The 12,877-nt window shown below is 64.7% G+C and carries 11 protein-coding genes; 8 read left to right on the top strand and 3 right to left on the bottom strand.

Annotation, left to right across the window (positions count from 1 at the left end; all coding sequences use genetic code 11):
• The first annotated feature begins 49 nt into the window (after positions 1–49).
• The 5 genes from OG747_RS24120 (at position 50) to OG747_RS24100 (ending at position 7,407) form a co-directional block, all read left to right on the top strand.
• Complete coding sequence (locus OG747_RS24120) at positions 50–1,315, top strand: MDR family MFS transporter (RefSeq protein ID WP_405881415.1); 1,266 nt, start codon at positions 50–52, stop codon at positions 1,313–1,315.
• A 66-nt stretch (positions 1,316–1,381) separates the two neighbouring features.
• The gene (locus OG747_RS24115; protein ID WP_405881414.1) at positions 1,382–2,629 is read left to right on the top strand and encodes an ATP/GTP-binding protein; all 1,248 of its coding nucleotides are present in this window, start codon (positions 1,382–1,384) and stop codon (positions 2,627–2,629) included.
• A 50-nt stretch (positions 2,630–2,679) separates the two neighbouring features.
• Positions 2,680–3,354, top strand: coding sequence for an RloB family protein (locus tag OG747_RS24110; protein ID WP_405881413.1), 675 nt, complete (start codon positions 2,680–2,682; stop codon positions 3,352–3,354).
• A 122-nt stretch (positions 3,355–3,476) separates the two neighbouring features.
• A complete protein-coding gene (locus OG747_RS24105) occupies positions 3,477–6,200 on the top strand; it encodes an N-6 DNA methylase (protein ID WP_405881412.1) in 2,724 nt (907 codons plus the stop codon).
• Positions 6,190–7,407 (top strand): restriction endonuclease subunit S, encoded by a 1,218-nt coding sequence (locus OG747_RS24100; protein ID WP_405881411.1) that lies wholly within the window; start codon positions 6,190–6,192, stop codon positions 7,405–7,407. The genes OG747_RS24105 and OG747_RS24100 overlap by 11 nt, the downstream gene beginning before the upstream one ends.
• A 160-nt stretch (positions 7,408–7,567) precedes the next feature.
• Here OG747_RS24100 and OG747_RS24095 read toward each other — a convergent pair whose 3' ends face one another.
• From OG747_RS24095 to OG747_RS24085, 3 genes are all read right to left on the bottom strand, one after another.
• On the bottom strand, positions 7,568–9,703 hold the full coding sequence (locus tag OG747_RS24095; RefSeq protein ID WP_405881410.1) for an AIPR family protein: 2,136 nt from the start codon (positions 9,701–9,703) through the stop codon (positions 7,568–7,570).
• A gap of 432 nt (positions 9,704–10,135) precedes the next feature.
• On the bottom strand, positions 10,136–10,336 hold the full coding sequence (locus tag OG747_RS24090; protein ID WP_405881409.1) for a DUF397 domain-containing protein: 201 nt from the start codon (positions 10,334–10,336) through the stop codon (positions 10,136–10,138).
• Between the two features lie 12 nt (positions 10,337–10,348).
• The gene (locus tag OG747_RS24085) at positions 10,349–11,221 is read right to left on the bottom strand and encodes a DUF5753 domain-containing protein (protein WP_405881408.1); all 873 of its coding nucleotides are present in this window, start codon (positions 11,219–11,221) and stop codon (positions 10,349–10,351) included.
• A 212-nt stretch (positions 11,222–11,433) separates the two neighbouring features.
• Between OG747_RS24085 and OG747_RS24080 the strand changes: the two genes are divergently transcribed.
• From OG747_RS24080 to OG747_RS24070, 3 genes are read left to right on the top strand one after another with little or no spacing between them, the layout of a single operon-like run.
• Positions 11,434–11,880 (top strand): ATP-binding protein, encoded by a 447-nt coding sequence (locus OG747_RS24080; protein ID WP_405881407.1) that lies wholly within the window; start codon positions 11,434–11,436, stop codon positions 11,878–11,880.
• 5 nt (positions 11,881–11,885) lie between these two features.
• The gene (locus tag OG747_RS24075) at positions 11,886–12,293 is read left to right on the top strand and encodes a hypothetical protein (protein WP_405881406.1); all 408 of its coding nucleotides are present in this window, start codon (positions 11,886–11,888) and stop codon (positions 12,291–12,293) included.
• Positions 12,266–12,766: a hypothetical protein gene (locus tag OG747_RS24070; RefSeq protein WP_405881405.1), complete on the top strand. Its 501-nt coding sequence runs from the start codon at positions 12,266–12,268 to the stop codon at positions 12,764–12,766. The genes OG747_RS24075 and OG747_RS24070 overlap by 28 nt, the downstream gene beginning before the upstream one ends.
• Positions 12,767–12,877: the final 111 nt, after the last annotated feature.

Below are 12,877 nucleotides of genomic sequence, written 5' to 3'. Positions count from 1 at the left end.
GTAAGTTGTGATCACCAGTTGAGCCGCTTACATCTGTGGGGGATGCCCGATGCCACTCGCCGTCATGCGACGCGCCGCCCGAGAGACCGTCTCGGGGCTCCCCCGCGAGTTCTGGTGGCTGTGGACCAGCACCCTGATCAACCGGCTCGGGGCTTTCGTCGCCACCTTCATGGCTCTGTACCTGACGCTCGACCGCGGGTACTCCGCCTCGTACGCGGGTCTGGTGGCGTCCTTGCACGGCCTCGGCGGGGTCGTCTCCTCGCTCGGCGCCGGCGTGATGGCCGACCGGCTCGGGCGGCGGCCCACGCTGCTCGTCGCGCAGACGTCGACGGCCGCCTCCGTCGCGCTGCTCGGTTTTATGCACCATCCGGTGGCCATCGCCGCGGTCGCCTTCCTGGTGGGTATGGCCAGCAACGCCTCCCGGCCCGCCGTCCAGGCGATGATGGCCGACATCGTCCGGCCCGAGGACCGCGTCCGGGCGTTCTCCCTCAACTACTGGGCGATCAACCTCGGCTTCGCGATCTCCTCCATGGCCGCCGGTTTCATCGCCGAGTTCAGCTACCTCGCGGGCTTCCTCATCGAGTCCGGCATGACCCTGGTGTGCGCGCTCGTCGTCTTCGCGAAGCTGCCGGAGTCCCGGCCGGTCCAGTCGGCCAAGGAGGCCAAGGAGGCTGTCGGCCTCGGGACCGTGCTGCGCGACCGGCGCTTCATGAGCGTCGTCGGGCTGTCCTTCCTCGTCGCGCTGGTCTTCCAGCAGGGGTCGGTCGGACTTCCCGTCGCGATGGGCGCGGCGGGCTTCACCCCGGCCGACTACGGCCTCGCGATCGCCGTCAACGGTGTCCTCATCGTCGCCCTGCAGATCCCGGTCACCCGTTTCATCCAGCACCGGGACCCGCGGCGGCTGCTCGTGATCTCCTCGCTCCTCGCCGGGTACGGCTTCGGGCTCACCGCCTTCGCCGGGTCCGTCGGCGTCTTCGCCCTCACCGTGTGCGTGTGGACCCTGGCCGAGATCGTCAACGCGCCCACCCAGACGGGCCTGGTCGTCCTGCTCTCCCCGACCCACGGCCGGGGCCGCTACCAGGGCATGTACACCCTCTCCTGGTCACTCGCCGCGCTGATCGCTCCCCTGATGTCCGGCGTGGTCATCGACCGGTTCGGCGCGGAGTGGCTGTGGGGGCTGTGCGCGGTGGTGGGTACGGGGGCGGGGGCCGGGTACGGGCTGCTGATGCGGCGCCTTCCGGCGGGAACGGCAACGGCATCAGCACAGAAGCCCGCGGCCCCGGCATCAGATCCCATGCGCGAACAGGCAGCCTGATCTCCTGGTCCAGTAGGCGCGCGCGTGATCACGGCACTACTCTGTGCGCGACGAGAGGAGGCCGGTGTGCTGCTGAGATTCCGTGTGGCGAACGTACGATCGCTGCGCGACGAGCAGGAGCTGTCCTTCACCGTCCCCTCCGGCCACGAACCGGGCCCCGCCCACAGCCTGGAGCTCGCGGGAGGCAAGACCGTCGAGATCTACCCTTTGGCGGGCATCTTCGGCGCCAACGCCTCGGGCAAGTCCAACGTGCTGAAGGCCCTCGGCGACATGCGCAACGCGGTACTCAACTCGTACTCCGGCTGGACCACCTACCGCGGCCTCCCCCGCCAGCCGTTCGCGCTGGACGACAAGTCCGCGCAGGACACCTCCTTCTACGAGGTCGACTTCGTCGCCGAGGACGGCATCCGCTGGACCTACGGCTACGAGCTGGGCGCGACCCGGGTGGAGGCCGAATGGCTGCACTCCTACCCCCGCGGCCGACGTCAGGTATGGCTCGACCGGGACGCCTCCCGGGACGAGGAGTACGACTTTCCCGGCGGCCGGGTCCAGGACCGGGCGCGGCTGGCCCGTACGACCCGCTCGAACGCGCTCTTTCTCTCCCACGCAGGCACCGACAACCACCCGCAACTGAGCCCGATCTTCCACTGGTTCGACCGGAACCTCTGGTGGATCGACCCGGAGGACGCCCGGCACGAGCGCGAGGCGTTCACGGTCCAACGCCTCCAGGAAGAGGGGTCACGCGGACGCATCGAGGAGCTTCTCCGCGTCGCCGACCTCGGCATCACGGGAGCCGAGGTCGACCAGCAACCCGGTCAGCCCGCCACCGTCCGCCTGACGCACCGCTCCGGCACCTTGCTCGACTGGGACCAAGAGTCCCTCGGTACCCGCTCCTGGTTCGCGCTGCTCGGCCCGATGCTGCTCGCCCTGGACGAGGGCGCCGTGCTACTCATCGACGAGTTGGACTCCAGCCTGCATCCCCGGTTCGCGGCAGAAGTCGTACGTCTCTTCCACGACCCACTCGTCAACACCCGTGGCGCACAACTGGTGTTCACCTCCCATAACCCGTCCCTGCTGCGCACGCCCAGCGGTGGCCGGTTGATGGACCCGGGCCAGGTCTGGCTGACGGAGAAGGACGAGACCGGCGCCACCGAGCTCTATCCGCTGACGGCGGCCGAGCCCGGTGAGCTGGAGGACCTGACGACTTCCTACCTCGCCGGGGCGTTCGGGGCCGTGCCCGACGTCACGGAGGGGCAGATCGCACGCCGTCTGCTGGCGGCTCGCTTCATGGAGACGGAGGCTGGGCGGGCCTGATGGCGCGGACGAGAGGCAAGGACTCGACGGAGCGGACGCAGCGCGCGTCCATGCGTCAGCCCACTGTGTGGGTCTTCACCGAAGGCACGCTCACCGAGCCCCAGTACATCGACATCGTCAAGGGGCTGCGGGACCCCGGCATCCGGCTCTCCGTACGCATCGCCAACGACGAGCGCACCAACGGCGGCACCAAGGGCCCCAGGAACCCGACCTACTCGCGCAAGCCCCTCGACCTCCTCGACCAGGCCCTCGCCAAGCTCCGCGAGGAGAACAGGAGAGCCAAGCGGGAGAAGTGGCCGAATCCTCCGAAGGGCACCCGGTGGACCACGGTGTGGTGTCTCTTCGACCGCGACACGCACCAGGGCGTCGACGACGTGATCGACAAGGCCAGGGAGACGGACGGCCTGGAGGTCGCGTTCTCCCACCCCTGCTTCGAGCTGTGGCGGCTGCTGCACTGCAAGGACTACACGAGTAATTTCGGCGGGGTCTGCGACGACGCGACCAAGCGGCTGCCCTTCGTAACGCCGCGCATGCCCAAGGAGCAGACAAAGGTCGTGGTGCCGTCCCAGATCCTCAAGAGCGACGTGGACGGTTTCGCCAAGGCCAAGGCACGCGCCCTGCGGATCAACGACCAGCACCCGGCGCACCTGCCCAAGAGCAGGCAGGACCCTTACACGGACGTGTGGCGCTTTGTGGAAGAGGGCCTGCGGGTAACCGACTACTGAGTCGCGCACCGCCAAGCGGCAGCACGCGTCACGTCTCGCCTAGGGTTTTCACGAACCTCCCTCTCCGCCGTACGCTTCAGGCCGTACGTAGACCCGCCCAAGAGCACAGGGAGCCCTTTTTCGTGGCCAAGCTCACGCTCGCCCAGCTCGAACGCCATCTCTTCGCGGCGGCGGACATTCTGCGCGGCACGATGGACGCCGCCGAATACAAGGACTTCATCTTCGTCCTGCTCTTCCTCAAGCGGGTCAATGACGAGTTCGAGGCCACTCGTGACCGGATCATCGCCGGGGAACTCGCCCGGGGACGATCGCGGGCCGAGGCCGAGAAGGAAGCCGAGAACCTCGACAAGTACGTCGTACGTCGCGTCCTTTACGTCCCGAAGAAGGCGCGCTGGGACGTCCTGATGGGCGCCTCCGACGACGTGGCGACCCGCTCCCTGCTGCCCGCGCTCGACGCACTGGAGGCGCAGGAGGGAAACGAGGATCTCGAGAACCTCTTCAGCCACATCAACTTCAACCGCATCGGCGGCGGATCAGGCAGCGGAACGTCGGCCGCGAAACTTGCCGACCAGCGGCTCACCGCCTTGATCCAGCACTTCGGCACCCTGCGGCTGCGCGGCGAGGACTTCGAGTTCCCCGACATGATCGGCGCCGCGTACGAGTACCTGATCAAGGAGTTCGCCGACACGGCCGGCAGCAAGGGCGGCGAATTCTATACCCCACGCGCGGTGGTGCGGATGATGGTGGAACTCGCCCGGCCACACGTCCGTATGCGGATCTACGACCCATGCGTCGGCTCCGGCGGCATGCTCATCCATGCCAAGGAGTACATCGACGAGCACGGAGGAAACTCCGAGAACCTCTTCCTCGCGGGCCAGGATGCCAACAGCGGTTCCTGGGTCATGGCCACGATGAACATGCTCTTCCACGGCGCCGACGAGTTCGAGCTGCACACCGGCGACACCCTCACCAACCCGCTGCACGCCGAGCGCAACTTCGATCTGGTCCTGAGCAATCCCCCCTTCTCGATGGACTACGACAAGTCCGCCATCGAGGACATCAAGGACCGGATGCCATACGGGGAGACCTCCGAGCGTGGCAAGGCCGACCTGATGTTCCTCCAGCACATGCTGGCGATGGTGAAGGACTCGTCGGAGGGCTCCGTCTTCACGGTCATGCCGCATGGCGTCCTGTTCCGCGGCAGCACGGAACAGGAGATCCGCGCGAAGCTGATTGAGGACGACCTCATCGAGGCAGTCATCGGCCTGGCCCCGAACCTCTTCTATGGGACGGGAATCCCGGCCTGCGTCCTGGTTCTCCGCTCCGAAGGCCAGAAGCGAAGCGACCGGCGCGGCAAGGTGCTGTTCATCAACGCGGACCGCGAGTTCCACGCGGAGCGCGCGCAGAACGTGCTGCTGCCCGAGCACGTGGAGAAGATCGTCTCCACGTTCCACGCGACGGAGACCGCCGCGAAGCCCGAGGGCCCGGGCGCCGACTTCGCCCGGCTGGTCGAGCGCGACGAGATCCGAGCCAACGACTACAACCTCAACATCCGCCGGTACGTGGACAACACACCGCCGCCGGAGCCGCAGGACGTGCGGGCGCACCTGAGGGGCGGAGTGCCGGTCGCGGAGATCGAGGCGCGGCAGGAGTTGCTGGATGCGTACGGTATCGGCATTGATGACCTGTTCGTGAAGCGGGACGGGGACGACGAGGCGTACGTCGACTTCCTGCCGGAGGGCGAGGGGCGCCCCGACACGGCGAGGCTCGCGGAACTGGCGGCACCCAGGGAAGCGGAGCTTCGGGCTGCCTTCGACGAGTGGTGGACGGTTGAGTCGGAGGCAATCGCCGAACTGGCGCCTCCGGAGGGCGAGGACGACCGCACTGAGGGCGAACGCAGGGCCCAACTCGCGCGTCTGCGAGCCGACTTGATCGACACGTTCACCAGCCGACTGGGCAAGGTGAAGCTGCTGGATCGGTACGCGCTGGCCGGCGCGGTCGCCGGGTGGTGGCACGAGGCGAAGTACGAGCTGATGGCTCTAGCCGGGAACGGCTTCGCCGGGGTCGTGGACGGCTGGGTCGAGACGGTCGAGACGATGCTGCAGCCGGACCGTGATCCGCGTACGGGCGGCACGCGGAAGCGGACGGCGGCTGAGCGGCGGCAGGCGTACGACCACAAGGTGGTCGCCGCCATCGCGCCGAAGTTCCTGATCGATCTGGCGGAGGCGGATGCCCGGAAGGCAGAGCTCGACGCGAAGTGGAAGGCCGCGCAGGAGGCGGAAGCGGCGGCGGCTTCGGGAGCGGAGGCGGGGGACGACGACTCGGGCGAGTCGGATGCAGTGAGTGAGACTCAACAGCCGCTCAGCGCGGAGGAGTTGGCGAAGCTCAAGCGCGACCGTACGAAGGCGAACGCTGCGATGAAGAAGCTGGAGGACGACTTCTGGCCGCTGGATTCCGGGGGGCGGGCCGCCAAGCAGGCCAAGGCGAAGAAGTCGGCGGTGACTTCGGCGGCTGCCGTGGAGGAGGGGCAGCAGGTTCTGCTGCTGGAGGTTGAGGCGACGGCGCCTGTTTCAGTGCCGGACGCGGAGCCGAGTGCGGGGTTGCATCAGGCTCGGGACGCCTTGAAGAAGGCGCGCGGTGAGCGCGGGGTGGTGCTGGGCATCCTGCGGGACGACCTTGCGGCCAAGCTGGAGGGGCATGTGGTGCGGGGGCGGCGGGAGTTGATTGCCTCATATGAGAATTTGGAAGGCAAGTACGCGGTCTCTCTGCAAGATGTCGCAGCACAACGGTCCGAGGCAGCCACGAAGCTTGAAGACCTCCTGAAGGAGTTGGGCTATGCAAATTGAAGCCCACGCCGATCGACTCCCACTCGAGGAATGTGCAGAAGTCACCGGTGGCGTGACCCTCGGTCGAGCCGTGCCGGATGGCGGAAGTTTGGAACTCCCGTACTTGCGGGTCGCGAATGTCCAGGACGGCTACATCGACACCAGCGATGTGAAGACCATTCGAATCCTGCCAAGCGAAATCAACCGCTTCAAACTCCACCGAGGCGACGTGCTACTCACAGAGGGCGGAGACTTCGACAAATTGGGACGGGGGGCGGTCTGGGATGGTCGTATCAACCCTTGCCTTCACCAGAATCACGTATTCCGCGTCCGATGCATCCAGTCTGTCATGTTGCCCGATTTCCTAACTCTTTATCTCTCATCGCACGAAGGCCGCAAATACTTTCTCAGCATTGCCAAGCAGACGACTAACCTAGCGACTATTAACTCATCACAGCTCAAATCAATGCCTATCCCCTGCCCTCCTCTGATCGAGCAGCAGCGAATCGTCGAGGTACTGGACGCCGTGGGCCAGATGGAGCGTTCCATCGAGGCATCTATCGCTAAGCAGCGTACGATGCGACTCGGCATCCTACTTACCTCATTGGGGTCGATCGACCTAAAAAAGAGCTCCGAGGGCTGGTTGCGCGTTCCCTTGAAGGACGTCGTCCCCTCCACCGAGTACGGCATCTCCTACGCCCTTACCGACGACCCAAGCGGCATCCCCGTACTTCGCATGAACAATATCCGCGATGGTCAAGCAGACGTGAGCGACCTTCGCTACTGCCCTGCGTCGATTCCGAACAAGCTTCACCTCCGGCGAGGCGATGTTCTGTTCAACCGCACGAACAGCATCGACCACGTAGGCAAGGCTGCCCTCTGGCTTGATGACCTCCCCGAGGCATCGTTCGCGTCCTATCTGGTCCGCCTGAATCCAGATACGAGTCGGCTCCTCCCCGAATACCTGGTCGAGTGGCTCCACCATCCCATCGTCCGGCAACGGGTCAAGGCCATTTCGACCGTCGCTGTCCAACAGGTAAACGTCAATCCAACACGGCTCCGAGAGCTCGAGATCGACCTGCCGGTGGACCTCGCAGACCAGCGAAAAATCATCGACTCCCTCTCGGCATGTGACGAGCTGATCAGTCGCGATCAGGAGGAACTGACGAAGCTGCGCAAGCTCAAACTCGGCCTCACGGATGACCTGCTGGCAGGGAAAGTGCACTGACAGGTGGGCGCTTCAACAGCCCCTACCACTGCAAGGTGTGCATGCATGCACGGGATGCGTACGACCTAATGCCGAATGAGACAGATGAGGCCTGACAGGCGGACTACGGAACTCCCATCCATGCCAACTCTGGGCGGGGCTATTGAAAGCGCCCGGAGCCCTACTCCTGTTCGGCCTGCTCGTCGAGCAGCATCCGGGCCATGTCGGCAAGGGTATGCTCGCCGTCCAGGGTCCATCTGGCGGGACCCGGAACCGCAACAGGTGCTTCCTCCCAGCCGGCCAACTCGTACATGTGCATAACGAGACGGGTAGGCGAGTAGGTTCGGTTGTCTACTGCCCACAGGAGGCACTTCGTCCGGTCATTTACCCAAGTCGCTTCTGCACGTCGGGGATCCTCCGCAAGCCATGACGCCAGTGCCTCTTTTTCGGGCTTATTCCACAGTCGAAGTCGTACTGGAGTGCCAGCAGCGATCTTTCCATTATCGACAAGCGTGGGAATGGAGTTGGGGCGCCGAGCCTTGCGCTTACTTTCGGAGGAAAGACGATAATCGGCGGGCAAGGTGGGAATAACGCCTTCACGTTGTGCGTCGCGCAGCACCAATTTGGTGAGCTCCTTGCAACGTGTCACATCGGTGAGAGTCCCGCTGAGGAACGATGTCGGGCCGAACTTGCCGTCGATGTGATGAATCAGCCAGGACAGCACCCGCGCAGTGAGGGAGGGCACCTCGGTAAGCACCTCTACCCAGTCATAGTCGGGATCGTCAATCCGGTTGGTGTCAAGCAACTGAAATACCAGGTGGGTGACGAGCAGGTCGCCGCGTTGCGTGACGTCAGCGGCCCGCTTCTGGAACTTCTTGCGTTCTACGTTGAGAGCTGCGCCGACGGCCCGATGGACCAGGACGGATCGCCAGATCTGAAAGGCACTCGGGCGTTCCCCGAACAACCGCCCATACGCCCCACTCCTTCCTCCCTCCCAGAGCAGATCAGTGTCTCGCTTGGCACGCACGCTGAGTTCCGAGCCGTGATGCGCGCAGGCAAGGGCAATGGCCGCTTGCAAGACCGAGCAACCCTCCTCGGGGGCTGGATCCGGTTCACCTCGTTTGTACACATATGATTTCTGGAGCGATAGTGCGAGGTCCTCTCTGATCATCGCCTGCGCCTCATCCTGAGCGATGAAATCGCGCTGCTCAACGTGGTTCTGCGTGTTGGTCGTCTCGGTGATACGCCGTGCGACGTCAGGCATGCCCTCGCCGACAACGATGACCTTGACCGTGACTTCGGATTCGTCCACTGATTCCGGAAAGGACTGGAACGCCCGGTGCGCCGTTGTTACCGTCTGCGCTCCGTTGACAACACTGACGTTGCTGAGGTGCAGGTGTACAGGCTCATCCGGCCTGCGCCGCCCGGGCCAGTCCTCTTTCAGCCCTTCGCACAGCACCGTGATCCCGTTGTTGAACAACCAGAAGTTTTCGGGCTCCTCGGCCAGCGTGGTGAGCATCCCGGAATTTACACGAGTCGTGCCCAGCGACTGCCGAAGGTTCTGCGAGTAGAGACCGTCCCCATGTTCGCCATACCACTCGGCGATATTGCTTACCGCAACCGTGCCCTGGTAGGCGACAAGGGGAGTGTTCCGCCTAAGCCAGTTCACCATCCGGACTGTGACGTGAACCGGCTCTGGAGCTAGATCGTCACGGACCTGCTTCAGCACGTCAGCTGCGTTCACCACGCGATAGTCGAGGACTGGACCGAGTCCGTTGAACTCCCTGCGTGCGTCCTCAAGTACGGCCGTGACCTCTTCGTTGAGGATTCCCATTCCCATGACGGCGATCACCAAGGTGACCTTCAAACGGGCGTCATGCATCGCAGAGTTCACTCGAGCCACGATGGGGTCGAGTCGATCGTTGAAGCGCTCAAAGCTTCGCTGCTCGATCAGGCGGAGTCCATGAATGAACTTGTGGGCGGCGTCGGTGTTGAACTTCGCCTTGCCGTCGTCGCTCCACTTTGCCTGGACGAGCCACACCTCCTGGGTGCTGTCCGTTACCGCCACCCCGTCGATGCCCTGGTCGAGCTCGCCATCGATGACCGATGCTCCCGCGGTTCGGTGGTCGCACCCGGTGACAACGCGTACAGCCGCAGCGGTCAGAGCCCGGGACAGGAACCTCTGTTCATATCCACTCTGGTCGTACGACCTGAGGTCCTCGTCATAGATGAGATCTTTGTAGTGCTCCAGCAATGCCGTGCGGATCTGGTGGCGCCGAATCGGCGACGTCGCGTTCCTGAGCTCTGACTCGTGCATGTCGCCGCCCCGGCCCTCCCCGTGTGTCAGAAGCCACATTGTAGGTAACTACGTGGCAGCAATGGGACGGGGCGACCCAACTCCAGGTCTGGTCAAGAGGTGTGTCGCCATCCAGACCAGTGCCCACAGCGCCTGTCTGTGGGCGGGCTTCCATGCCGGGAATGCGACACTTTGGCGACAAATATCAAATTCTGCGCCTTGGCTGCTGAGAGCCCACCGGTCCTCACGCAGCCAAGTGAAAACACGGCTACGCGACCCGCTTCCCGGCGGCGGCGTTGAGGAACGTCACTACACGTCATCCCCTACTTGCCACCGGAGCCAGAACCTCTGCCAGTGATGGCGTCCCACGTGTTGTTGCGCGGCCACCAGACGAGAGCGCCCCGGGCGGTTGCCAGGGGCTCTGCGCTGACCACTCGGGGCACTGAGCGGCTGTCACAACTCCGGGGACCGGTCGCCCTTCACCTCTGCCACGAAGTCGACCCATGCACCGTCAGAGAAGTTGAGAACGGGACCGAGAGGGCTCTTGGAGTCGCGAACGTCCACGCCCTCACTCGCTGCGCGCCGAGTCTCGATGCACTCGCCGTTCTGCGCACTGTAAGAGCTCTTGAACCATTCGGACCGGTAAGCAGACATTTGCCGTTCTTCCTAGGTTTGGGCGAGTTCGTTCGCGATGTCGAGAATCAACGCTTCGGACTCCAACGCGTTCAAGGCGGTTGCGCACAGGTGGTTGAAGACGTTGCCGTAGTGCGTGGTGTCCTCGGGCGCCTCAAGGTAGGCGTGGCTCGTGAAGTTCTCCAAGAGCACCACCTCAAGTCCCGAGGGTGGCGGGAACCGGTAGATCAAGAAGGGGATCGGGCCGCCCATGTACGCCCCTGCGGAAAAGGGTAGTACCTGCAACGTTACGTTCGGAAGCCGTCCAACTTCCGTCAGGTGCAAGAGCTGATCGCGCAGCACGCCGGCACCACCAACCTGTTGCCGCAGGGCCGATTCACCAAGAACCATCCACACGTTGAGAGGCGCCGGATCGGTTCGCGTCAGCGCCTTCTGCCGCTCCAACCGCACGCGCACCTTGGTCTGCCGATCGGCATCGAGCGGTCCGGCCGAACCGCCCTGGATGACAGCAGTCGCGTACTCCTCGGTCTGGAACAACCCCGGAATGACTCCGGGCTGAAAGCCCCGGCACTCCGACACCTCGTCCTCAAGGCCGATCAGATCAAGGAAGTCTTGGGGTAGCTGATCCTCAAGGACGCGCCACCAGCGCTGATGCTTGCCCTCCCTCGCGAGGGCAAGCCAGCCCTCACGCTCCGACTCCCCCTTGACCCCGTACAGGTCGAGTAGGGCCTTGAGGTCAAGCGCGCGGATACCGCTCCGCGCCGACTCGATGCGGCTGATCTTCGCCGGATGGCAGCTGAGGTGTTCAGCCGCATCCTCCAACAACAGCTCACGCTCTTCGCGGAGCCGTCGAAGGTTCGTTCCCAGAACACGCCGCCGCACGGTCGGCTTCTGCTCAACGCCCACCTTGCACCCCCTCGCTACCGACTGCCGCCCTCAACGGTCGGAATCGTACTCAGGGCGACGCCACCAGCAAGCCAAATACAGTGTTTCACTTGCACTTTGATCGGCTTGCGAGGAAGCTACAGATAGCGACGAGACGCGCACTTTGCGTGTTCTTGACGGGCGGCCAGTTCTGGCCGTTCCGGAATTCGGCCGCGCCCGAAGGGGGACGTGTTGTGCCCAGAGAAGCCTTACGAACAACAGTCACCGAGGGCGGCAGGGAGGTGGAATGGCGCTTCCCCCGACACCCACGGAGCGTCAGTAGAGCGCGCGCCATGCTGCGTGAGCAGCTTGACGGTTGGGGCGTCGGGGGCGGTGTAGCCGATACGGCCGTGTTGCTGCTCTCGGAGCTGGTCACCAATGCCGTACGACATGCCCGAGTCCCCCAAGGGCGGGAAATCGGGGCACTGTTCGCGCTGCGCGACGACGTGCTGCGGGTCGAGGTGGCGGACGCCAGCAACGTTGCCCCCACTCCTCGCACACCCGACAAGGACGACGCCGGCGGGCGTGGCCTGCTGTTGGTGTCCACCATGGCCGACGACTGGGGAGTGTCACCCCGTGAGGGCGTCGGCAAAGTCGTTTGGGCGGAGCTGAAACTCTCGCCGGGCGATGTCGCCGACTAAGCGGCATGCTGACGCCTGCCGCTGTCACCGTGCGCCCCGGGTTCTGGGGCGAGTGCGTGACGACCCGCCAGGGCCGGGACGCGATTCAACAAGCCACGCTCACAGGCTCGTTCGAGGCGCACAGCGCGACTCAGGCCATCCGATGGGTACGCGTGGCGCTGAGGACCGTCACGCCCGCGCTGGACCAGGTCGAGGGGCAACGCGCGTTCGCATGGCTGTCCCACGGCCAGTGGGAGGCCGTTCACCGAGTCAGTCACGGTGAGCCGTTCGCCTTCGAGGTGTCCACCAATGGTCTCCACATCCTGTGGACAATCCGACGGGTCCTCTTCCTTCCTCTTGCCCATCGGCGGGCAGGCCAGTTGCCCGCGTGTGCCGAACGGTTCGCGTGTCCACGCCCGCCGGGCGCCCGCTGATGGCTCGGGGCAGGTGGGAAGAGCACTCAGAGGCGATCATCAGCGAATACCGGAGCGGGAAGCCGGTCAAGGAGATCACGGCGGCATTCGGCATACGTGACAACGTGCTGTACGCCCTCCTACATCGGCACGGCGTCCCAACACGGGGACGTCGTGCACTACCGGTCGGCGAAATCGTGCGCCTCTACACCGAGGAGCACACAAGTACGCCCCGGATCGCCGGTGGCTACGGAGTATCCGAGAAACGCATCTCGGCACTGTTGAAGGCGCAGGGGGTGCCCGTTCGCAGACGAACGGGCATGAGTGTGGTCACCCCGGAGAAGGCAGCCCAGTACGCCGCGCTACGCGCACAGGGCCGACGCCACTACGAGCTTGCCGCGCTGTTCCGCATCCACCCCAACACCCTGTACAAGGCGTTGAAGAGACTCAGACAGGCCGAGAGGGCGGACGAAGGCGGGGAACCAACGTCATAACGGCAGCCTTCCTTGCCGATCGAGTAGGAGGGTCGGGTCTCCCGACCCTCACTCCCACACCCCTGGACATGCGGGCGCGCATACGGCGGTTCATCGTCGGCTGAAGCCACC

Origin of the sequence: Streptomyces sp. NBC_01384 (genome assembly GCF_045040035.1) — a bacterium.
In the GTDB taxonomy this organism is placed as follows: domain Bacteria; phylum Actinomycetota; class Actinomycetes; order Streptomycetales; family Streptomycetaceae; genus Streptomyces.
This window is presented reverse-complemented; position numbering and strand designations above follow the sequence as displayed.